The 20893-nt window shown below is 70.4% G+C and carries 19 protein-coding genes; 7 read left to right on the top strand and 12 right to left on the bottom strand.

Annotated elements, in window-relative coordinates:
- Positions 1 to 76: 76 nt before the first annotated feature.
- Positions 77 to 988: an alpha/beta fold hydrolase gene (locus tag AC1U89_RS06555; RefSeq protein WP_479898920.1), complete on the bottom strand. Its 912-nt coding sequence runs from the start codon at positions 986 to 988 to the stop codon at positions 77 to 79.
- 75 nt (positions 989 to 1063) lie between these two features.
- On the opposite strand from AC1U89_RS06555, the gene AC1U89_RS06550 reads away from it, so the two are divergent.
- Positions 1064 to 1510, top strand: a complete 447-nt coding sequence (locus tag AC1U89_RS06550; RefSeq protein WP_479898919.1) for a DUF488 domain-containing protein — start codon at positions 1064 to 1066, stop codon at positions 1508 to 1510.
- Positions 1511 to 1595: 85 nt separating this feature from the next.
- On the opposite strand, the gene AC1U89_RS06545 is transcribed toward AC1U89_RS06550, so the two are convergent.
- Positions 1596 to 2402 (bottom strand): SH3 domain-containing protein, encoded by an 807-nt coding sequence (locus tag AC1U89_RS06545; protein WP_479898918.1) that lies wholly within the window; start codon positions 2400 to 2402, stop codon positions 1596 to 1598.
- A 107-nt stretch (positions 2403 to 2509) separates the two neighbouring features.
- On the opposite strand from AC1U89_RS06545, the gene AC1U89_RS06540 reads away from it, so the two are divergent.
- Together AC1U89_RS06540 and AC1U89_RS06535 are read left to right on the top strand one after the other, a co-directional pair.
- Entirely contained in the window at positions 2510 to 3364 is an 855-nt protein-coding gene (locus AC1U89_RS06540; protein WP_479898917.1) for a crotonase/enoyl-CoA hydratase family protein, read from the top strand.
- A gap of 102 nt (positions 3365 to 3466) precedes the next feature.
- On the top strand, positions 3467 to 3997 hold the full coding sequence (locus tag AC1U89_RS06535; protein WP_479898916.1) for a GAF domain-containing protein: 531 nt from the start codon (positions 3467 to 3469) through the stop codon (positions 3995 to 3997).
- A 3-nt stretch (positions 3998 to 4000) separates the two neighbouring features.
- Here the strand turns inward: AC1U89_RS06535 and AC1U89_RS06530 are convergent, their stop codons facing one another.
- The 8 genes from AC1U89_RS06530 to AC1U89_RS06495 all read right to left on the bottom strand — a co-directional run bounded on the left by AC1U89_RS06530 (position 4001) and on the right by AC1U89_RS06495 (position 11619).
- On the bottom strand, positions 4001 to 5050 hold the full coding sequence (locus tag AC1U89_RS06530) for an NAD(P)H-dependent flavin oxidoreductase (RefSeq protein WP_479898915.1): 1050 nt from the start codon (positions 5048 to 5050) through the stop codon (positions 4001 to 4003).
- Between the two features lie 65 nt (positions 5051 to 5115).
- A complete protein-coding gene (locus tag AC1U89_RS06525; protein WP_479898914.1) occupies positions 5116 to 5352 on the bottom strand; it encodes a tautomerase family protein in 237 nt (78 codons plus the stop codon).
- 24 nt (positions 5353 to 5376) lie between these two features.
- Entirely contained in the window at positions 5377 to 6087 is a 711-nt protein-coding gene (locus AC1U89_RS06520; RefSeq protein ID WP_479898913.1) for an SDR family NAD(P)-dependent oxidoreductase, read from the bottom strand.
- 126 nt (positions 6088 to 6213) lie between these two features.
- The gene (locus AC1U89_RS06515; RefSeq protein WP_479898912.1) at positions 6214 to 7152 is read right to left on the bottom strand and encodes a LysR family transcriptional regulator; all 939 of its coding nucleotides are present in this window, start codon (positions 7150 to 7152) and stop codon (positions 6214 to 6216) included.
- Positions 7153 to 7424: 272 nt separating this feature from the next.
- Positions 7425 to 8672 (bottom strand): pentapeptide repeat-containing protein, encoded by a 1248-nt coding sequence (locus AC1U89_RS06510; RefSeq protein WP_479898911.1) that lies wholly within the window; start codon positions 8670 to 8672, stop codon positions 7425 to 7427.
- 66 nt (positions 8673 to 8738) lie between these two features.
- Positions 8739 to 9698 carry a magnesium transporter CorA family protein gene (locus AC1U89_RS06505; protein ID WP_479898910.1) on the bottom strand — a complete coding sequence of 320 codons (960 nt, stop codon included), beginning with the start codon at positions 9696 to 9698 and terminating at the stop codon, positions 8739 to 8741.
- A gap of 51 nt (positions 9699 to 9749) precedes the next feature.
- Positions 9750 to 10454, bottom strand: a complete 705-nt coding sequence (locus AC1U89_RS06500; RefSeq protein WP_479898909.1) for a CHAP domain-containing protein — start codon at positions 10452 to 10454, stop codon at positions 9750 to 9752.
- Positions 10455 to 10521: 67 nt separating this feature from the next.
- Positions 10522 to 11619, bottom strand: a complete 1098-nt coding sequence (locus tag AC1U89_RS06495; protein ID WP_479899055.1) for an acyltransferase family protein — start codon at positions 11617 to 11619, stop codon at positions 10522 to 10524.
- Positions 11620 to 11736: 117 nt separating this feature from the next.
- Between AC1U89_RS06495 and AC1U89_RS06490 the strand changes: the two genes are divergently transcribed.
- Both AC1U89_RS06490 and AC1U89_RS06485 read left to right on the top strand, forming a co-directional pair.
- Positions 11737 to 12510 (top strand): TerC family protein, encoded by a 774-nt coding sequence (locus AC1U89_RS06490; protein ID WP_479898908.1) that lies wholly within the window; start codon positions 11737 to 11739, stop codon positions 12508 to 12510.
- A gap of 240 nt (positions 12511 to 12750) precedes the next feature.
- On the top strand, positions 12751 to 14325 hold the full coding sequence (locus tag AC1U89_RS06485; protein WP_479898907.1) for an MDR family MFS transporter: 1575 nt from the start codon (positions 12751 to 12753) through the stop codon (positions 14323 to 14325).
- 245 nt (positions 14326 to 14570) lie between these two features.
- On the opposite strand, the gene AC1U89_RS06480 is transcribed toward AC1U89_RS06485, so the two are convergent.
- Positions 14571 to 16733: a primosomal protein N' gene (locus AC1U89_RS06480; RefSeq protein WP_479898906.1), complete on the bottom strand. Its 2163-nt coding sequence runs from the start codon at positions 16731 to 16733 to the stop codon at positions 14571 to 14573.
- Positions 16734 to 16901: 168 nt separating this feature from the next.
- On the opposite strand from AC1U89_RS06480, the gene AC1U89_RS06475 reads away from it, so the two are divergent.
- Positions 16902 to 17582 carry a DUF484 family protein gene (locus AC1U89_RS06475; protein WP_479898905.1) on the top strand — a complete coding sequence of 227 codons (681 nt, stop codon included), beginning with the start codon at positions 16902 to 16904 and terminating at the stop codon, positions 17580 to 17582.
- Positions 17579 to 18505: a tyrosine recombinase XerC gene (locus tag AC1U89_RS06470; protein ID WP_479898904.1), complete on the top strand. Its 927-nt coding sequence runs from the start codon at positions 17579 to 17581 to the stop codon at positions 18503 to 18505. The genes AC1U89_RS06475 and AC1U89_RS06470 overlap by 4 nt, the downstream gene beginning before the upstream one ends.
- Positions 18506 to 18660: 155 nt before the next feature.
- On the opposite strand, the gene AC1U89_RS06465 is transcribed toward AC1U89_RS06470, so the two are convergent.
- Positions 18661 to 20697 (bottom strand): sulfatase-like hydrolase/transferase, encoded by a 2037-nt coding sequence (locus AC1U89_RS06465; RefSeq protein ID WP_479898903.1) that lies wholly within the window; start codon positions 20695 to 20697, stop codon positions 18661 to 18663.
- Positions 20698 to 20893: the final 196 nt, after the last annotated feature.

Raw genomic sequence — 20893 nt, 5'->3', positions numbered from 1 at the left:
ATCGGCGAGGGTGTAACCCCTCACCCTCCCACGCCCTCGGCGCGGGCCCCGCCCTCTCCCTCTGGGAGAGGGTTTCTCAACCCGCCGCCATCTCGAAGATCGCCTCGCGCACCAGGTCGGGCCGTTCCATCGGCAGGAAATGGCTGGTCCCGGGGATCGTCTCCACACGGATCGACGGGTGCCGGCGCGTTACGCCCGCGCCGTCGCCGACGTGGCTGGTCGAGCCCTTCTCGGCCTTGAGCAGGCGCGCCGGACAGCGGATGCGGCCCATGGCCCGCCAGGGATCGTGGGCCTGGGCGCTGTAGTTGGAGGCCTCCCAGGCCGGGGCGCAGGCCAGCTCGACCTTGCCGTCGTCGCGGTCCTTGAAGCCGCCGCCCACATAGTCGGCCAGCATGGTCTCGGGCCAGGTCTTGAACGCCCCGCGCCCGCGATAGGCGGCGAAGGCGGACTCGCGGTTGTCGAACACGGCGCGGCGGTGCAACGCCCCCTGGACCAGCGGCAGGTGCTTCCACAGCGCCCCGGAAGTCCACGGCATGTGGGCGTAGAAGGCCATGATCCGGGGCATGATCACCGGGTCCAGCAGCACCAGGCCGCGCACCTTCTCGGGCGCGGCGGCCGCGGCCAGCAGGCTGACCGTGCCGCCCATCGAATGACCGGCCAGCACCACGGGCTGCGGCTGGTCCAGGGCGGTCAACAGGGCCAGCAGGTCGTCGCGCAGGTCCAGCCAGTTCCGGCGGTGATCGGGATTGGCCGCCAGGCGGCTGGCGCCGTGGCCGCGCTGGTCCACCGCCAGGACCCGCAGGCCGGCCGACAGCGGGGCCAGCAGGGCGCGGTAGGTCTGGCCGTTGAAGCCGTTGGCATGGACGAAGATCACGTCGACGGGCCGGTCGCCGGGCCCGAACTCCAGCACCGCCATCTCGCCGGCCCCGGCGCGGCTGGCGATGGGGATGAAGCGTCGGCGGGGTTCTCGGAAGACGGCCGCATCCATGGCGAGAAGAGCTCCTGTTGCGGCGACTGGCCCCTAAGGTAGGCGCGCGACGTTACCTCGTCCATGGAGGGACCCATGAAACCGCCCACGAAGACCGTGGCCACCATCGGATACGAGCAGGACACCCTGGACGGCATGATCGGCCGGCTGAAGGCCGCGGGGGTCGACACGATCGTCGACGTCCGCGCCGTCGCCGCCTCGCGCCGGCCGGGCTTCTCCAAGACCCTGCTGGGGAACAGCCTGAAGGCCGAGGGGATCGATTACGTCCACCTGCGGCCGCTGGGCACGCCCAAGGCCGGACGCGAGGCGGCGCGGGCGGGGCGCACCGACGAGATGCGGGCGATCTTCCACGCCCACCTGGCCGAGCCCGAAGCCCAGCTGGCCCTGGGCCAGGCCACCGCCCTGGCCGGCGAGAAGCGGATCGCCCTGCTCTGCTACGAGCACGAGGCCCGGTGCTGCCACCGGGCCATCGTGGCCGACGAGATCCGGGCTCGGCTGAAGTGCGAGGTGGTGGATCTGTGACCGGAAACCACCAAAATCGTTGTCATCCCGGAAGCCCCGCAGGGGCTGTCCGGGATGACAACCGTTAGGAAGGCTCAGCCCGTCATCAGACCGTCGTCAGCTGCCACTCGCCCTTGCCGTCCCGGCAGGCGCTGTAGCGTTCGCTGGTCGGGCGGTCGCCCTTGGTGCTGATCGAGGCGTCGATGATCCGGCAGCTGGGGGCCTGGGCGTAGCCGCCCTGGTCCAGCAGCGAGGCCGAGACGTAGCCGACGCCGTAGCCGTTGCGGCCCACCAGAAGCCAGTTGCTGTTCGGCGCGCCGCCCAGCACCTCGACCCGGTCGCCCGCCGCCAGCTTGCCGACCACCTTGCCGGTGGTGGAGGGGCTGGAGCGCAGGTTGGCCGCGCCGCGCGCGCTGTAGTCGCCGCCGGCGACGGCGTCGTAGCTGCGCAGCTGCAGCACGCCGCGCTCGAAGCGCAGGTTCTGGCCGTCGATCGGCGGACCGTAGGACGAGGACACCACGTCGATGCGGCCCGAGGCGCCGGTGCGCGAATTGCTCCAGCTCTCCGAGCGGCCGCTTTCCAGGGCGCGCTTGGTGGCCTGCTGGGCCAGGGCCTGGTCGGTCGACTGCATGCGGCAGCCGATATAGGCCCCCGCCGCCGCGCCGGCGGCGGCGCCGACCACCGTGCCGATCGTCTTCTCGTTCTTGGCCACCGCGCGGCCCAGCAGGGCGCCGGCCGCCGCGCCGATCAGGGCGCCGCCCTCCTGCTTCTTGCCCGAGCCTTCGCAGGCGAACAGGCCGCCGATGCCCTTGGACTGGGCCGCGGCCGGCAGCGGCGCGACGACCATCGAGCCGAGGACGGCGGCGACCGACAGGGTCATGCCGATCTTGGGGGCGAGCGGATGTTTGGCCATGGCTGTTCTTTCCTTCACAGGCTTCCGTAGGGGCTGGTTGGCGTCCCCCGCGCGCGTGTTGCAGATTGTCCGACGAGATAGAGAGCCGACGACAGGGAGAGACGCACGTGGGTAACAAGCCAGACTATAGCTGCTTCGATGTCGAGATCGAGACAGGCGTCGCCCATATCCGCCTCAAGCGCCCCGAAGCGCTCAACACCATGACCCGGGCGTTCTGGAACGAGCTGCCCGAAATCGTTCGCGACATCGACCACAACGCCCGCGCCCGCTGCATCGTCATCTCCTCGACCGGCAAGCACTTCTGCGCCGGCATGGACCTGTCGGTGTTCACCGACGGCGAGGGCGTGACCGGCGGCGAGCCGGCCGACCGCTTCGTGGCCGCCGAGAGCTTCCGCCGCCACGTGCACCACCTGCAGGACACCTTCAGCTGCCTGGACGAGGCGCGCATGCCGGTGATCGCCGCCATCCAGGGCGGCTGCATCGGCGGGGCGGTGGACTTCACCAGCGCCTGCGACATCCGCTACGCCAGCGCCGACGCCTTCTTCACGATCCACGAGATCAACATCGGCATGACCGCCGACGTCGGCACCTTCCCGCGCCTGTGCAAGCTGATCCCCGAGGGCTGGGTGCGCGAGCTGGCCTACACCGGCCGCCGCCTCCCCGCCGCCCGGGCCCGCGAGATCGGCCTGGTCAACGAGGTGTTCGCCACCCACGAGGAGGTGGTCGCCCACGCCCTGGAGACGGCCCGCGAGATCGCGTCCAAGTCGCCCCTGGCCGTGGCCGGCAGCAAGGTGATGATCAACTACGCCCGCGACCACAGCATCCGGGACGGGCTGGACTACATCGCCACCTGGCAGACGGGCATGTTCTCGCCGCCGCACATGCTGGAGGCCTTCCAGGCCAAGGCCCAGGGCCGCGAGCCGGTCTATCCGGACCTCGTGCCGCTGAAGAAGCGGATGTAGGTCCGACGGCGGAGCCGCTCCGGCCTGCAACGAAGCGGCTCCGATCGTGGTTACGTGTTGGGCGTGAGACCGCCCCCGTGTTCGCGGATGCAGGAGCCGCTCATGCCGTTTTCCCACCTGCTCAACATGGCGCTGGCCCAGCGCGACCGCGAGGCCCAGGCCGAGCGCGCGGCCGGCGACAGTCTCGAGGCGATCCTGGACCGCCACCTGCTGGCCGTCGAGGCGACCGGCGACGACCTGCTGACCTCGGTGCTGCTGCTCGACGACGAGGGCCGACGCCTGTTGCACGGCGCGGCGCCCAGCATGCCCAAGACCTTCCGAGACGCCATCGAAGGCCAGGAGATCGGCCCGGGCCGGGGCTCGTGCGGCACGGCCGCCTATATGGGGCACGCGGTCTATGTGACCGACATCGCCACCAACCCGCTGTGGGCCGAGTTCCGCGACCTGGCCCTGGCCCACGACCTGCAGGCCTGCTGGTCGACGCCGATCGACGGCCCGTCGGGCGGGGTGATCGGCACCTTCGCCATCTACCACCACATGCCCCGGGGGCCGACGGTCGAGGAGCTGAACTCGATCCACCTGATCATGCGCCACGTGGCCGACGCCATCGTGGCCTCGCGCCAGACGCACTGATCCTCAGGCGAGGCCCGCCAGCGCCCGGGTCAGGTCGGCCGACGACATCGGCCGGGCCAGGCGGAAGGCCTCCCCGGCCCAAAGCGGGGTGAAGTCGCCACGCCCCGCCGCCTCGGCCGCCTTGCGCAGCGGCCCCACCGCCGCCCCGGCCGTCGGGAAGGCCGGGGCCAGGTCCGACAGCGGGCCCAGCTCGGTCATCAGGCGATTGACGATGCCCCGCGCCGGACGGCCGGTGAACAGGTTGGTGACGGCCGTGTCGTCGGCCGTGGCCAGCAGGTCGCGATGGACCCGCGAGGTCCCGGCCTCGGGCGTCAGCAGATAGGCGGTGCCGACCTGGGCCGCCTGGGCGCCCAGGGCGAAGGCGGCCAGCACGCCGCGCCGGTCGGCGATCCCGCCCGCCGCGATCACCGGGACCGAGACGGCGTCGGCGATCCGCGGGACCAGGGCAAAGGTCCCGACCTGGGTCGCCATATCGTCGCTCAGGAAGTTGCCGCGATGACCGCCGGCCTCGTAGCCCATGGCGATGACCGCATCCACGCCGCGCGCCTCCAGCCACAGGGCCTCGGCCACGGTGGTGGCGGAAGACAGCACCTTGGCTCCGGTGCGCCTGACCCGGTCCAGCAGGTCGGGCGCGGGCAGGCCGAAATGGAAGCTGACCACCTCGGGGCGGTGGTCCTCGACCACCTTGCAGAAGGCGTCGTCGAACGGCGCGCGCCCCCCAGCCGGCAGGGGCATGTCGGGATCGAGGCCCTCTTCGACATAGTAGGGCTTCAGCCGTTCGCGCCAGGCGGCCTGGCGGGCAGGGTCCTCGGCGGGCGGCGTGTGGGTGAAGAAGTTGACGTTGATCGGCGCCGTCGTGCCGGCCCGCACGGTGTCCAGCGCCTCACGCAGCTGGCCTTCCGAATAGACGGCGCTGGGTAGCGAGCCCAGGCCGCCGGCGTTGGCCACCGCCACCACCATCTCCGGCGTGGTGAAGTTGGCCATCGGCGCCTGGATGATCGGCAGCTCGACGCCGAGGAGGTCGAGCAGGCGGTTGGCGGTTTCCAAGCTCATGGCGGACGTCCTGTTCGTGAAGGGGCGGGCCGCCGCGACGGGCGGCCCTTCAGGTGCGGCGGGGATCAGGCCTGGCCGGCGGCCCGTCGTCGCCGGAACTCCAGGGCGGGCAGGCCGCCCCAGCCCCAGTTCTCCAGCGGGACCTCGTCGATGACGACGAAGGTCGAGTCCAGGGGCTTTCCCAGCACGTCCAGCAGCAGCTGGCTGACGCCGGCGATCAGGCGGGCCTTCTCCTCGGCGGTGACGGCGTCGCGGCCGGGGCCGGAGCCTTCGCGGGTGACCTGGATGGTGACGATGGGCATGACGACCTCTCCTCGATCCTGGACCTAGTGACCGGCGCTCTGGCCGCCGTCGACGTGCAGGATCTCGCCCGTCACGAAGCCTGCGGTCTCAAGATAGAGCACGGCCTCGACCACGTCGCGGATGTCGCCCAGGCGGCCGACGGGGTGCAGGCCGGCCAGGAAGGCGTGGGTCTCGGGCGCGTGCATCGGGGTCTTGATCACCCCGGGCGAGACGGCGTTGACCCGTACGCCCTTGTCGGCCAGCTCGATGGCCAGGGACTTGGTCGCCGCATTGAGGCCGCCCTTGGTCAGGCTGGCCAGCACCGAGGGCACCTGCGAATTGGCGTTGTCGGTCAGGCTGGTGGTGATGCTGACGACGTGGCCCGAGCCCTGCTTCAGCATCTGGGCGACGGCGCGCTGGGTGACGTGGAAGAAGCCGACCACGTTGGTCGAGAGGTTGGCGTCGAAGTCCTCCTGGGTGAAGGCGGTGAACGGCTTGGCGGTGAAGATCCCGGCGTTGTTGACCAGGGTGTCGACCCGTCCGAAGCGGGCGATCGCCTCGGCCACCACGCGCTTAGCCGTGGCGGGATCGCCGATGTCGCCGGCCACGGCCAGGACGTCGGGGTCGTTCCCCTGCTGGATCGAGCGGGACGTTGCCACCACCCGATAGTCGCGGTCACGATAGGCCTTCACCAGCGCCGCGCCGATGCCTTGCGACGCGCCCGTGACGATGGCGACCTTGCGTTCGTTGCTCATGATCTTGCCTCGATGACTGTGCCGGCGCGGAGATCGCGTCCGGCGATGTCGTCAAGGTGGTCTCGATCACGGATCGGCGGAATTGACGCCATGAGGCGGACACTCTTCCGCAAAACGTTTGAATAGCTACCCCGTCTCCAACGCCCCCGCCTCGGCCGACAGCCGCGCGAAGGCCGCGCGCAGCCTCGGCGCGGCGAAGTCGAGGAAGGCGCGGACCTTGGGCACGGCGGTGCGGCCCTGGGGCGTCAGCAGGTGCACCGGCAAGGGCGGCGGTTCGGCGTCGCGCAGCAGGATGCGCAAGGACCCGTCCCGCACCCGCTCGGCCACATGGTAGGTGTAGAGCCGCGTCACGCCCTGGCCATCGACCGCCGAGGCCAGGGCGGCCCGCACGCTGTTGACCACCAGCCGGGGCTTGAAGTGCACCGACCGCGCGATCGCCCCGCCGGGCGCCGGCGGGAAGACCCAGGTGTCGTGGCCGAAATGGGTGGTGGTGACGATCTGGTGCTGGGTCAGGTCGCCCGGTTCGACGATGCGGGGATGCCGGTCCAGGTAGCGCGGCGCGGCGACGATCACCCGCTTGACGTCGCCGCCCACCCGCACGGCCACCATGGCGGAATCCGGCAGCTGGCCCACCCGCAGGGCGACGTCGATCCCCTCCTCCACCAGGTTGGCGTGGCGATCCAGCAGCAGCAGGTTCACGGCCACGGCCGGATAGGCGTCCAGGAAGGCGTCGATGATCGGGTGCAGGATCTCCTCGCCGCTGATCGGCGGGGCGGTGAGGGTCAGGGTGCCGCGCGGGGCCGAGCGCTCGCCCAGGGCGATCAGGTCGGCCTCCTCCAGGTCGACCAGCACCCGGCGGCAGGCGGCGGCGTAGCGCTCGCCGGCCTCGCTGAGCCGCAACGACCGCGTCGTGCGGTGCAAGAGCTCGGCCCCGACATGGTTCTCCAGGAAGGCGATGGCCCGGCTGACCGCCGCCGGCGACCGCCCCAGCCGCCGCCCGGCCCCCGCCAGGCTGCCCTCGTCCAGGGCCGCCACGAACACCCGCATCGCCTCGATACGATCCATGCGAACCTTCCGTGTTTCGGCGGAGTGGAGCCTGGAGGGAAGGGATAGCGCCGGAGGGTGGAATGATCTATCGGCATCCTTATACGCTCGTCATTCCCGCCCTTGTGGCGGGAACCCCTGGTTCAGCTGACGGTGAGAGGCCTTGGCGCGCCGGCGCGCCACCCCGCTGCCCTTGCGGCGGATAGAGGGGTTCCCGCCACAAGGGCGGGAATGACGGTGACATTGAGCGATCAGACCGGAATTGTCGGTCAGCCTCGCGGCCCTGAGGCCCCCTACCCCCCAAACCCCTCCGGCAGCTCCGCGCTGGTCAGGTCGCACCCCTCCAGCTTGCACCGCGTCAGGTCGGCCTCGATCAGGCGCACGCGGCGAGCCGACGCCCCGGTCAGGTCGGCGCCGCGCAGCACGGCGCGGCTGAGGTCGGCGCGCAGGACGCGGCCCTGGGCGATGTCCAGCGGCCCCAGCTTGGCGCCCGACAGGTCGGCCCGCGACAGCTGGGCGCCCACCAGGCGCGCGCCGCGCAGGTCGGCCCCGCGCAGATTGACCCCGCGCAGATCGGCGTCGGCCAGGTTGGCGCCCTGCAGCTGGACGTTCTCCAGGTCCATGCCGAAGAAGACCGCGCCCGGCGCCGACAGGCCGGCCAGGCGTCGTCCGCGCAGCCGGCGCATCGGCCGGAAGTCCGTCGACGGGACCTTGGCCGGGGCGCCGTCGCGGCCGTCGCTGGTCACGAACAGCTCGTGCGCCTCCAGCACCTCGTGCAGCGGCGCGTCGTCGACATAGATGATCGGCGGCGGGGCGCGCAGCACCTCGGTCAGGTCGGCCCCGTCGAAGGTGGCCCCGGCCAGGTCCGCGCCCGACAACACCGCCCGTCGTAGCGAGGCGCCGCTGAGGTCGGCGTTGTAGAGATTGGCCCGCGAGAGGTTGGCGCCGTTCAGCGTGGCGCGGTTCAGGCGCGCGCCCTGCAGGCTGACCCCGGCCAGGTCGGCGTCGGTCAGGTCGGCCACCCGGGTGAAGGCGTCGCCCAGCTGGGCGCCGTCCAGCCGCGCGCCGCGCGTCACCGCGCGGTCCAGCTCGCCGCGCCGTTCCCGGTGCCGCAGAATCTTGAAGCCGTCGACGCTGTCCTGGGTGGCGGTGACGCCCTCGCGCAGGTCGCAGCCCGACAGGTCGGCGCCGGCCAGGTTGGCCCCGCGCAGGCACACGCCGCGCAGGTCGCAGCGCGCCAGGTTGGCGTCGCGCAGGTCGGCGTCGCGCAGGTCGGCCCCGTACAGCGTGGCCCGCGTCAGCACCGCCCGCGCCAGCAGGGCGCCCGACAGGCGCGCCCCGGTCAGGTCGGCCTCGGACAGGTCGACGCCCTCGAGATTGACGTTGTCGAGATCGACATAGGAGAGGTTGGCGCGGGTCCCGGCCGGCAGCCCCTTCAGATAGCGCGCGTGCGCCTCGATCGCGGCCTTCAGCGCCTTGGGCGCGAGCGTGCGGATCAGGGGCTGCGGGGTGGCTTTGGGGCTGGCGGGGGCGGCGGACATGCGAGGCTCTTTTCGCCGAACCGTGTCACGCCATCTTTAAGGAAACGTTCAGTTTGTCGAGAAAAGTCAAAGCCATCCGCGCCGCTTGAACCACAGCAGCGGCCCGGCCGCGGCCATGACCATCAGCACCAGGGCGAACGGGTATCCGTGCAGCCAGGCCAGCTCGGGCATGTGCGTGAAGTTCATGCCGTAGATGCCGGCGATCAGGGTCGGCGGCAGGAACACGATCGAGAACACCGAGAAAATCTTGAAGATGGCGTTCTGCTCGATGTTGATCAGGCCCAGGGCCGCGTCGAGCAGGAAGGTGATGTTGCCCGACAGGTAGCCGGCGTGGTCGGTGATCGACTGGACGTCGCGCTGCAGCGACTTGAGGTGGTCGCGCAGCTCCTTGTCGCCCTCGAACTGGGCGGCCAGCGAGGCGAAGCTGAGCAGGCGGGCCAGGCTGACCAGGCTGTCGCGGGCCTTGGAATTGACGATCTGGGCCCGGCCCAGGCGGTTGAGGATCGCTTCGAACGCCGCGCCGCGCGGGCGACCGAAGATGGCCCGCGACTGCGCCTCGACGTCGGCCGAGGTGCGCTCGAGGATGTCGGCGGTGCGGTCGATCACCGCGTCCAGCAGGCCCAGGAACGTCTGGGTCCCGCTGGGGCACAGGCTGGGCTGGCGCTCGGCCTGGGCGGCGAACACCGCGAAGGCCTTGGGCTCGACATAGCGGATGGTCACCAGCCGGTCGCCGGTCAGCACGAAGGTCACCGGGGCGGCGGTGGGCAGGTCGCTGTCGGCGTTGACCAGCACCGTGGCGGTCATGAACGTGCCGCCGTCCTCCTGGTAGAGGCGCGAGGAGGCCTCGATCTCGGCCATCTCCTCGCGGGTGGGCAGCAGCAGGCCGATCGATTTCTCGACGGCCACTTCCTCGGCGCGGGTGGGACTGACCAGCTCGATCCACACCGCGTCGGAGGGCAGCGCCCAGTCGGGCGTCAAGCCGCCGGGCTCGAAACCCGGCGCGCCGTGGCGCAGCACCCTCAGCATGGATGTGGGACCTTGTTCACGCGCCGGGCATGGCCCAGAGCGCGCACCGCGTCAACGCGTGGCTTGCGGCTTGTCGGCGTCTTGCGGCGGACCCGAGCCCTGGGATTGGGCGATCAGGGCGGCGATGCGGTCGGTCGAGTCGGCGGCCTGGTTGATCATGTCCAGCGGCGAGGACACCCGCACCGAGGCGGCGACCTGGTTGGCGGCGGACTTGGCCAGCGAGACGGCGGCGTTCTGGGCCATGGCCAGCTTGCTGGTGGCGGCGGCGATCGTGACCGCCTGGTTGTTCTGGTAGATGAAGCCGTGGGTCGGATAGACGGTCGAGCCCAGGTCGCGGATCGGGTCGTACCAGACCTTGACCTCGCTCCAGTCCCCGGCCGGCGAGACGTCGACCACGGTGACGTCCTTTTCGATCTGGCCGCGCCCGCCGTCGATCACCGACCAGTTGGCGTGGGTCACCTGGATCACGCGGTCGGTCAGCACCTGGCTGACGAAGGCGACGTGGCCGAGGTTCATGCGGGCGGTCGGCTTGAAGCAGAGGACGGCCCCGGCGCGGGGCGTGAAGCCGGTGTCGTACTTGCCGACAGCCTGCGACCACCACGTACGAGCGTCGCCAAAGATCTGGATGCCCGACATCAGACGCGCGAACGGAACGCACTGCCAATACCCGTCAGCGACCGCGCCGGACATCGGCACAAGGCTGATCATGGCGGCAGCGGCCAGGGAACCCAGGAGGGTTCTCGTCCGTTTCGTCATGCTGTGGGTACTCCCCGCGTCACTAGGGTTAAGGGATAACCCTCGCAGGGAAAGATGAAAAGTCTGTTTATCCGGCTTTTGCCGTGGCAGGTCGTCGCTCCCGCCAGCCGTTCGCCCAAGCTTTCATGCGCTCACGCATCGGCTTTTCGATGATGTGATACGACAGCGCCGACAGCGGGACCAGTGCGGCGACGATTAACAGCCAAGCATAGAGCGGCAGCTGATCTCCATCGATCTTGAGAAGCTTCTCCGCGGCGTTGACCGCCAGGATCTTCCACGGGATGCAGATCATGTAGGTCGAGTAGCTGATCTCACCCAAGTACACGAGCGGGGCTTGGGTGGCGAAGGATGAGCCCGTCGCGGCCATGCCGGCCAGGGTGACGATCAGCGCCCCCAGGGTCATGACAATCACTTGATCGGGCGCCCCGAAGTGCACCGCCAGCAGCGCCGCGGCGCCCGCCAGGCAGGCGCCGATCGCAGAGAATCGGCCAGTCACCGCGCCCGAACGCCACAGGGCGTGCAGGGCGCAGCCGTAGGCGAAGCACGGGACGATCCGCAGGAAGCCCCAGCGGATGGTCGCCTCGGTCAGCGGGAAGCCCGCCAGGGCCTGGAACAGCGGATAGAGCCCGGCGATCAGGGCCAGGGCCAGGCCGACCGCCAGGCGCGGCCGGTCGCGCAGCCGCCAGGCGGCCCAGGCGAAGGCCGGGAAGCACAGATAGGCGAACCACTCGGCCGAGATCGACCACGACGGATGGTTCCAGCCCGACACCGGCGCGAAGCCCCAGGCCTGGACCAGCAGCAGGTTGGCCGGCAGGGCGTTCCAGGCCAGCATGTTCTGGTCGACGGCGATGCCGGCCAGGCCGGCGGCGAAGGCCATCAGCCCCACGCCCGCCAGGGTGGCCAGGTGCAGCGGATAGACCCGCGCCAGCCGGTTCCACAGGAAGTCGGCGTAGCGGAACGTCCCCTTCCCCACGCCCTGCAGATAGACGTGGCAGAGGATGAAGCCCGACAGGGTGAAGAACGCCTCGACGCCCAGATAGCCCTTGGCGACCATGGCTGGCGGGGCCGCCGCCGAGAGGTTCGGCCAATAATGGTACATCACCACCCAGAAGGCCGCGAAGAACCGGAGAGCCGTCAGGGGCTTGATATTGGCGGCGTCGGGCATCATCTCGAATCTCGGTTTGGCGAAGCCTGGGGGCTTCCGTCGCGTTCCTTGCATGAACGGCGCCTCTTGAGGGGGAGGCGATGACGCGTTTTCCGAACCGGAACCTAGATCGGTACGATGAACGAACTCCTTCACCTCGCCGCGGACCCAGCCGTCTGGGCCGCCCTGGTCACGTTGATCGTCATGGAAGTCGTGCTTGGCATCGACAACCTGGTGTTCATTTCGATCCTCTCCAACAAGCTGCCGCCGGAACATCGACAGAGGGTGCGTCGGATCGGCATCTCCCTGGCCCTGATCATGCGGCTGGTCCTGCTGTCGACCATCGCCTTCATCGTGGGCCTGACCGCCCCGGTCTTCGACCTGGGCCTGACCGGTCCGCTCTCCCACGGCGAGCCGACCTTCGAGACGGCCTTCTCGTGGCGTGACCTGATCCTGATCGCCGGCGGCCTGTTCCTGATCTGGAAGGCCACCAAGGAGATCCACCACAACGTCGATCCGGACGCCGACGAGTCGGCCCCTGACGTGAAGACGGCGGCGATCTCCAACATCGGCGGGGCGATCTTCCAGATCATCCTGCTGGACCTGGTGTTCTCGATCGACTCGATCCTGACCGCCGTGGGCATGACCGACCACCTGCCGGTAATGATCATCGCCGTGATCGTGGCGGTGACCGTGATGCTGCTGGCGGCCGACCCGCTGGCCAACTTCATCAACGACAACCCCACCGTCGTCATGCTGGCCCTGGGCTTCCTGCTGATGATCGGGGCGGTGCTGATCGCCGAGGGCTTCGGCGTGCATGTGCCCAAGGGCTACATCTACGCCGCCATGGCCTTCTCGGCCGGGGTCGAGGGGCTGAACATGCTGTCGCGGCGGAAGGGGAAGAAGGGGTAGACAGAGGCTCACCCACTTGCCCCCACCTGACCGCTACGCGGTCTGTCCGCCCCCATAGGGGGCGGAGGACGCGCGCGCCGACATCTTCCCCCTCTGGGGGAAGACGACCGCGAAGCGGTCCGTAGGGGGCAAGTGTTCGCCGCCTCCGCGCCCCTGAAGCCTTTCCACCCAACCCACGTTCCGACTTGCGGACCGCCCCACGCGACCGCATGTAGCGGCGCGACACCGCAAGGGGATGCGATGACGACCGCCCAGACCTTCACCGACACCGAGCGCCGGACCACCCTGGCCGGGCTGATGATCGTGTTCCTGCTCAGCGCCCTGGACCAGACCGTGGTCTCCACGGCCATGCCCAGGATCATCGCCGAGCTTAACGGCTTGACCCTCTACGCCTGGGTCACCACCGCCTATCTGCTGAGCTCGACGGTGATGGTGCCGATCTGGGGCAAGCTGGGCGACATCTACGGGCGCAAGCCCGTGCTGCTGGCCGGCATCGCCATCTTCCTGGCCGGTTCGTGGCTGTCGGGCCTGTCGGGCGAGTTCGGCACGGTGCTGGGCATGAGCGGCATGGTCCAGCTGATCGTCTTCCGCGCCCTGCAGGGGATCGGCGGCGGCGCGCTGTTCACCACAGCCTTCGCGATCATCGCCGACCTCTATCCGCCGCGCGAGCGGGGCAAGTTCGCCGGCATCTTCGGCTCGGTGTTCGGCCTGGCCAGCGTGCTGGGCCCGCTGATCGGCGGCTATTTCACCGACCACGGCACCGTGCAGCTGGGGTCGCACGTGATCGCCGGCTGGCGCTGGGTGTTCTACGTCAACCTGCCGCTGTCGCTGCTGTCGCTGTTCATGATCCTGGTGAAGATGCCGCCGCTGCATCATCGCAGCTCCGGCGCGGTCGATGTCGCGGGCGCGATCCTGCTGGTCGCGGCCTTCGTGCCGCTGCTGCTGGCGCTCAGCCTGGGCGGCCACGACTTCGCCTGGAGCTCGCCCCAGAGCCTGGGCTTGTTCGCCTTCGCCGCCGTGGCCCTGGCTGCATTCCTGTTCGTCGAGACCAAGGTCAGCAACCCGCTGGTGCCGCTGCGCCTGTTCCGCAACCGGGTGTTCGCCACCTCCAACCTCGCCGGCTTCCTGATCTCGGTGGCCTTCCTGGGCGTGGTGACCTTCCTGCCGCTCTACATGCAGCTGGGCCTGGGCGTCAGCGCCACCACCTCGGGCCTGGCCATCCTGCCGCTGATGGGCGGGCTGATCGTGGCCTCCACCGCCGCCGGCCAGCTGGTCAGCAAGACCGGCCGCTACAAGCCGCTGATGATCGCCGGGACGGTGCTGCTGCTGACGGGGATCGGCCTGCTGACCCGCGTGACGCCCCACACCAGCCTGATGGACCTGTGCTGGCGGATGGCCATCGTCGGCCTGGGCCTGGGTCCGGGCCAGAGCCTGTTCAACCTGGCCACCCAGAACGCCGTCGAGGTGCGCGACATCGGCGTGGCCACCAGCTCCAACCAGTTCTTCCGCCAGATCGGCTCGACGATCGGGGTGGCGGTGTTCGGCGCCCTCCTGACCCACCGCCTGGCCAACGAGGGCCAGGGGCTGGACCTGGGCCAGCTGCAGGGCATGACCCTGAAGGCCACGGCGCAAGGCGCGGCCCGCCACGCCGACCCCGCCCTGGCCCAGGCCCTGACCCACGCCATCACCGGCGTCTTCGCCGCGGGCCTGATCGTGATCGCCCTGGGTCTGGTGGTGATCTTCCTGATCCCGGAGCTGCCGCTGCGCGGTCGGCAGCCGGGGCCGGAACCGGTGCTGGAGAAGGAGCCTGTTTAAGCCTGAATCCCTCTCTCTTTGAGAGAGGGTGGGGCCCGCCGCCGCAGGCGGTGGGAGGGTGAGTGGTTACACCGCTCACCGGCAAATCCCGGATCGATCCGCCAAACGCCTTAAAGGGACAGCGCCAAGCTCCCACCGCTAGGCGCGGCTGACATCCTCGTCAGAGTCTGATCCTGAGAGAGTGAAACCACTCACCCTCCCACCGCTTCGCGGCGGGCCCCTCCCTCTCTCTATGAGAGAGGGATTCAAAGGAAACTGTACGGGTCCACGTCGAACACCACGCGGACCGAGTTCGGGACCTTGGCCCGGGCCCGCCAAGCGGCGAGGAAGCCCTGCAGGTCCACCGACCGCTCGGCCCGGACCAGGAAGCGCTTGCGCCGGCGCCCGCGCACCAGGGCCAGGGGCGCGTCGGCGGGGCCGAAGACCTCGACGCCGTGGGCGTTGGGCGTCGCGGCGGCCAGGGCGTTGCAGTAGTCCTCCAGGGCCACCGGATCGGGGCCGGTGGCGATCACCGCCGCCAGGCGGCCGAACGGCGGCAGGCCGGCCTCCTGGCGCATCATCATCTCGGCCTCGACGAAGGCGTCGCGGTCCTGGGCCTTGAGGGCCTGGAGCACGCCGTGCTCTGGAGAGTACGTCTGCAAGAGCGCTCGGCCCGGCTTCTCGTGCCGCCCCGCCCGCCCGGCCGCCTGGGCCAGGAGCTGGAACGTCCGCTCCCCGGCCCGCAGGTCGCCGCCACGCAAGCTGAGGTCGGCGTCGACCACGCCCACCAGGGTCAGGTTGGGGAAGTTGTGGCCCTTGGCCGCCGCCTGGGTGGCCACCAGGATGTCGATCTCGCCGGCCGCCATGCTGTCGACCAGGGCCCGGGCCCCGGCCGCGTCGAACACCGTGTCGGACGAGAACACCGCGATCCGCGCGTCGGGGAACAGGTGGCGCGCCTCCTCCTCGACCCGCTCCACGCCGGGGCCGATCGAGGTCAGGCTGTCCTTGGCCCCGCAGTGCGGGCAGGCCTCGGGCTTCTTCATCGAGAAGCCGGTCAGGTGGCAGACCAGGCGGCCGGTGTAGCGGTGCTCGACCAGCCAGCTGTCGGTGTCGGGCGACTTCATCTTCTCGCCGCAGGCCCGGCACAGCACCAGCGGCGCATAGCCCCGGCGGTTCAGGAACAGCAGGCTCTGTTCGCCGCGCGACAAGGCCACCGACACCGCCTTGACCAGCGGCGGCGACAGCCAGCGGCCCGGCTCGGGCGGGGTCTCGCGCATGTCGATCAGGCCGATGTCGGGCAGTTGGGCCGCGCCATGGCGGGCCGACAGGCGCAGCCAGCGATAGCGGCCCTGCTGGGCGTTCCACAGGCTCTCCAGCGACGGGGTGGCCGAGGCCAGCACCACCAGCGCCCCCTCGATCTTGGCGCGGGCCACGGCCAGGTCGCGGGCCTGGTAGATGAAGCCCTCCTCCTGCTTGAACGAGCCGTCGTGCTCCTCGTCGACCACCACCAGCCGCAGCTTGCGGAACGGCAGGAACAGGGCCGAGCGGGCCCCGACCACGATCCGCGCCGCGCCGGTGGCCACGCCTTCCCACGCCCGGCGGCGCCGGGGCGGCGAGACGGCCGAGTGCCACTCGACCGGGGCCGCGCCGAACCGCGCCTCGAAGCGGGCCAGAACCGCCTGGGTCAGGGCGATCTCGGGCAGCAGGATCAGCACCTGGGCCTCGGGATCGGCGGCCAGGGCGGCGGCCACGGCCTCCAGATAGACCTCGGTCTTGCCCGAGCCGGTCACCCCGTCCAGCAGCGCCGCCTGGAAGCCGCCGGCGGCCAGCATCTCGGAGAGCACGTCGGCCGAGGCCTGCTGGCTGGGATTGAGAGTCTGGGGCGGCAGCGACAGGTCCGGCTGCGGGAAGCTGGTGTCGGGTTCGATCCAGGTGACCGCCAGCGCGCCTTCATCGACCAGGCCCTTCACGACGCCGGCCGAGACGCCGGCGGCGGTCGCCAGGGCGCCCGAGGCCATCGGGCCGGCCTCGGCGGCGGCCAGCACCTTCAGCCGCGCCGGGGTCATGCGGGCCGGCTGGGTCCCGGTCAGGGCCAGGGCCTTGTCGGGCTTGGCGGGCGGATGGCGCAGGCCGCGCAGGGCCATGGCCAGGGGCCAGCCGGGGATGTCGACCGAATAGCGCGCCGCCCACTCGATGAAGCTCAGCACGCCCGGCGGCAGGGGCGGATCGTCCACCCGCTCCAGCACCGGCTTCAGCGGCCGGTTGCCGCCGGTTCCGTCGCGCAGGGCGGTGACCACGCCGCGAATCACGCGCGGCCCCAGCGGCACGGTCACGTGGTCGCCGACCTCCAGCCCCAGGCCTTCCGGCTCGGCGTAGTCGAACGCCTCGGGCAGCGGCATGGGCAACAGGACGGAGGCTATGCGGGGCATGGGACCAGACATCGGGGAAGCTTGGGTTCTGCCTTGGAAACGTCCCCAGGTCGAGAGGACCCGTCGCCGTCCCATCAAGCCGCTGTTAACCGACTTGGGGCTTCATCGACCCTGTCTCCTGTTGTGAACGATATGGGGACGAAGTGTGAACGGAGTAGGGCCGACCCCATGAGCGACGCGACGCAAGCCAAGCTGTTCCCGGCGGTCGACCCGGCGCTGATCCGCGACTTCCTGCTGGCCGAGCCCGACTTCCTGCACGGCGATCCCGACCTGCTGGCCGACCTGGGCCTGCGTCCGGACGCCAGCAACATCGTCGACTTCGGCCCCGCCGCCCTGGCCCGCGTCGCCGCCGCCCACGAGCGCGAGGCCCTGGTCCGCCGCCAGATCGAGGCCACCGCCCGCGCCAACTTCTCGGCCCAGGCCCAGACCCACGCCGCGGTCATCGACCTGCTGGACGCCCGCAACCATTCCGACCTGGCCCGCCGGGTCGACGACATGGCCACCCTGCGCTTCGGCCTGACCGCCGGGGTCGTGGTGCTGGAAGGCCCCGGCCGCGTGCCCGCCGGCTGGCATGGCCTGATCGCCGGCCAGATCGACATGACCATGGGCGACCACGGCGTGGCCCGCATGGGCTTCCACGCCCCGGCCCTGGGCCTGTTCGGCGACCGCATCGAGCAGATCAAGAGCATGGCCATCGTCCGCATGGCCCTGTGGGAGCCGTCGCGTCAGGGCCTGCTGGCCTTCGGCTCGTCCGACCCCGAGGGCTTCACGGCCGACATGGGCTCGGAGCTGGTCGCCTTCCTGGCCCGCGTCGTCGAGCGCACGGCCGAGCGCTGGCCGATCCTGTGACCCCCGCGCGCCAGGCCCTGACCGCCTGGCTGGACCATCTGGCCCACGAGAAGCGCGCCTCGCCGCGCACCGTGCGGGCCTATGGCGACAACGTCCTGGCCTATCTGAACTTCCTGGAGCGCCATCGCGGCGAGCCTCAGTCCGTGGCCGACATGGGCGGGGTCTCGGCCGCCGAGCTGCGCGCCTATCTGGCCTTCCGTCGCGAGGGAAAGGAGGGCGAGGACGGCCTTTCCCCCCGCTCGCTGTCGCAGAGCCTGTCGTCGATCCGCGCCTTCCACCGCTTCCTCGACCATCGCCTCGACACGCCCAACGCCGCCATCGGCCTGGTGCGCGGCCCGCGCATCAAGGTCGGCGCCCCGCGTCCCGTTTCCGAGGACCAGGCCCACGGCCTGATCGCCGAGCTGTCCCTGGACCCCGACCGCGAGGACTGGGAGGTCGCCCGCGACGAGGCGGTGCTGACCCTGCTGTGGGGCTGCGGCCTGCGGATCTCCGAGGGCCTGTCCCTGACCCGCCGCGACGCGCCGTTGCCTGAGTCCCTGCGGATCACCGGCAAGGGCGGCAAGACGCGGATCGTGCCGGTGCTGGACATCGTCCGCCAGCGGATCGACGCCTATCTGGCCGCCCTGCCCTTCGCCCTGGCGCCCGACGACGCGCTGTTCCGCGCCAAGCGCGGCGGGCCGCTGTCGCCCCGTCACGTCCAGGCGACGATGCAGACCCTGCGCAGCCGCCTGGGCCTGTCGGACCGCGCCACGCCCCACGCCCTGCGCCATTCGTTCGCCACCCACCTGCTGGGCGCCGGCGCCGACCTGCGCTCGATCCAGGACCTGCTGGGCCACGCCTCGCTGTCGACGACGCAGCGGTACACCCAGGTGGACGCGGCGGGGCTGCTGGCGGCGTATGGCAAGGCGCATCCACGGGCGTGAACAAGGCTCCTTCTCCCCTTGCGGGAGAAGGTGTCGGCGAAGCCGACGGATGAGGGGTCGCACCAGCCTGACCGCCGCTCGCGGCTGATCCGTTCTTCAACCCCTCACCCGACCTCGCTCCGCGAGGCCACCCTCTCCCGCAAGGGGAGAGGGGATCAGAGATCCCTTTCCTCCAGCTCCGCCAGCAGCACCGCCAGCCGGTCCGCCTCCGCCTGCACCGCGTCGCGCACGAACGGCGCCGGCAGGTCGGCCCGGGCGGTGGGCGGCGAGCGCCGCACCTCCACCAGGTTCACCGCCTCGTTCGGATCGCGCTCCAGGTCGTACATCTCCCACTCCTGGGGGACCTGGCCCGACGGGTCGAAATAGCGGTTCAGCTTGTGGGCCTTGGTCCGCACAGAACGCACATGGTTGGGCTGGCGCACCGACCCCGGCGCCAAGTCCAGCAATGGGTTCTGGGCGTTCACGGCAGCAACCACCGCCTTGTAGACCTCGAACTCCTTGTCGCACTTGAGATTGGCCGGATCGTCGTTCGAGGCCAGGGGCGCGGTGATCTCGTCGTCGGTGATGAACAGCACACCGCGGCGCTCGCGGCCGTCCGGCTCGACCACCGTGTCGGTGTCGCCCTTCAGCAGGCCCGACAGGTCCACGCCCGGCAGGGGCGGCACGGGACGGTGGCGGCCCAGGGCCTTGGCGATCGTCTCGCGCTGCTGCGCCGTGACCCCCGCCAGGCCCAGCACGGTGGGCAGGATGTCGATGTGGCTGGTCAGGGCGTCGATCTGGCGCGGCGTGCAGCCCAGCGGCCCCTCCCCGGTCCCCGGCTCGTCCTCGACCACGCCGCTCGAGGGCGGGAAGCGGACGATCACCGGCACGTGCAGGGCCTCCTGATAAGCCGTGTGCCACTTCTCGATCATCATGCCGTGCGCCGCGCCGTACTCGCCATGGTCGGCTAGGAAGATGACGATGGTGTTCTGGGCCTGACCCGTCTCCTCCAGCGTCTTCAGGACGGCGGCGATGTGGGTGTCGACCACCGTGTGGAGCCACGCGTAGAGCTGCAGGAACTGCACGGCGTAGCCGTCGGGATCGGCGCTGAGCTGGAAGGGGATCGTGCCCTTCAGCGACGCCTTGACCGCGTTCTCGAACGACCGCTCGTCCTGGCCCGGCAAGCTCGGTGCGTTGGGGAACGTGTCGTGCAGCTGCGACTGCGCGCCGTTGACGATGTTGAAGCCGGTCTTGGCGTTCAGGGCCAGGCCGACCTTGTAGGCGTAGTCGTGCTGGCAGCCGGGCTTGTCGGCCAGGCTCTCGTCCTGGGTGGGCGAGGCCTTGGCGCAGTCCTGCGGGAAGTCCAGCGGGTTCAGGGCGATCTGCAGCGTGCCGGCGGTCGGCGGCGGGGTCTTCTGGCCCTCCAGCGGGATCGTCAGCGGGCCGAAGATCGACTGGGTCCCTGAATTGTCCGGAGTCGGAAGGGCCTGGGCGATCACCGCCGGATAGGTGGCGATGTCGTGCGGGTTGGTGAACGAGGCCACCGCGAACCAGGGCGGGATGTTCGCCGGATCCGGGCCGTTGGCGTAGGGGTCCTGGGCCTGCTCGACGGCCTGGACGCGGTTGTAGTTCAGGGCCAGGGCCTTGCGGCGGATGAAGGCGCAGGCCTGGTCGGTGAAGCCCGTGTCGCGATAGACCCCCAGATTGTTGATCGCCGCCCCGTGGGGCTCGGGATACGACGCTTCCCAGTCGTCGAAGCCGTAGCGGTCCAGCGAGTGCTCGGGCGGATTGCTGACGTGCCACTTGCCGAAATAGTGGGTCGAGTAGCCCGCCGCGCGCATCCAGGTCCCCAGGGTGGGGATCCCGTCGGCCGCCAGCCAGGGGAAGTTCCAGGAGTCGCCGCTCTTGAACAGGCCGTCGGTCTGGGTGACGCCGGTCTTGGTCCCGTACTGGCCGGTATAGATCGTCGCCCGGCTGGGCGTGCAGGCGCTGGCGGCGATGGTGTGGTTGCGCAGCAGGGCCGCGTTCTGGCGCAGGGCCAGCAGGCCGGGGAAGAACCTGGCGTAGGGATTGTGGCGGTCGTCCTCGCGCTGGAAGCCGAGAATCCGCTTCAGCGGCTCGGCGAAGCCCGCCTCGGGCCCGTAGGAGAACCGCGGGAAGCGGTACTGGTCGCAGGTGATCAGCAGGATGTTGGGCCGGCTCGAGTCGCTCATCTTCATCTCCCCTGGATCGGCGGCGCGCTCGTTTTTCGGCGCGGCTCAGTTATGCACGATTAGGTTGAAAAATCGATGTCATGACGATCTATGGACGCATGGCGATGTCGGCCGATTTGCTCCGGCCTGTGACATTCCGTCGCTCAAAGCCGTTCCAAGCCAGGCAGTTAACCGCGTTTTTACGGCGTTCGCGGCT

The sequence above is a fragment of the Caulobacter sp. 05T431 genome, from assembly GCF_056665975.1.
This window is presented reverse-complemented; position numbering and strand designations above follow the sequence as displayed.

Bases quoted from the DNA above. Each gene is read 5' to 3' on its own strand.
- AC1U89_RS06555 (WP_479898920.1), bottom strand. From the start codon at position 988: ATGGATGCGGCCGTCTTCCGAGAACCCCGCCGACGCTTCATCCCCATC.
- AC1U89_RS06550 (WP_479898919.1), top strand. From the start codon at position 1,064: ATGAAACCGCCCACGAAGACCGTGGCCACCATCGGATACGAGCAGGAC.
- AC1U89_RS06545 (WP_479898918.1), bottom strand. From the start codon at position 2,402: ATGGCCAAACATCCGCTCGCCCCCAAGATCGGCATGACCCTGTCGGTC.
- AC1U89_RS06535 (WP_479898916.1), top strand. From the start codon at position 3,467: ATGCCGTTTTCCCACCTGCTCAACATGGCGCTGGCCCAGCGCGACCGC.
- AC1U89_RS06530 (WP_479898915.1), bottom strand. From the start codon at position 5,050: ATGAGCTTGGAAACCGCCAACCGCCTGCTCGACCTCCTCGGCGTCGAG.
- AC1U89_RS06525 (WP_479898914.1), bottom strand. From the start codon at position 5,352: ATGCCCATCGTCACCATCCAGGTCACCCGCGAAGGCTCCGGCCCCGGC.
- AC1U89_RS06520 (WP_479898913.1), bottom strand. From the start codon at position 6,087: ATGAGCAACGAACGCAAGGTCGCCATCGTCACGGGCGCGTCGCAAGGC.
- AC1U89_RS06515 (WP_479898912.1), bottom strand. From the start codon at position 7,152: ATGGATCGTATCGAGGCGATGCGGGTGTTCGTGGCGGCCCTGGACGAG.
- AC1U89_RS06510 (WP_479898911.1), bottom strand. From the start codon at position 8,672: ATGTCCGCCGCCCCCGCCAGCCCCAAAGCCACCCCGCAGCCCCTGATC.
- AC1U89_RS06505 (WP_479898910.1), bottom strand. From the start codon at position 9,698: ATGCTGAGGGTGCTGCGCCACGGCGCGCCGGGTTTCGAGCCCGGCGGC.
- AC1U89_RS06500 (WP_479898909.1), bottom strand. From the start codon at position 10,454: ATGACGAAACGGACGAGAACCCTCCTGGGTTCCCTGGCCGCTGCCGCC.
- AC1U89_RS06495 (WP_479899055.1), bottom strand. From the start codon at position 11,619: ATGCCCGACGCCGCCAATATCAAGCCCCTGACGGCTCTCCGGTTCTTC.
- AC1U89_RS06490 (WP_479898908.1), top strand. From the start codon at position 11,737: ATGAACGAACTCCTTCACCTCGCCGCGGACCCAGCCGTCTGGGCCGCC.
- AC1U89_RS06485 (WP_479898907.1), top strand. From the start codon at position 12,751: ATGACGACCGCCCAGACCTTCACCGACACCGAGCGCCGGACCACCCTG.
- AC1U89_RS06480 (WP_479898906.1), bottom strand. From the start codon at position 16,733: ATGCCCCGCATAGCCTCCGTCCTGTTGCCCATGCCGCTGCCCGAGGCG.
- AC1U89_RS06475 (WP_479898905.1), top strand. From the start codon at position 16,902: ATGAGCGACGCGACGCAAGCCAAGCTGTTCCCGGCGGTCGACCCGGCG.
- AC1U89_RS06465 (WP_479898903.1), bottom strand. From the start codon at position 20,697: ATGAGCGACTCGAGCCGGCCCAACATCCTGCTGATCACCTGCGACCAG.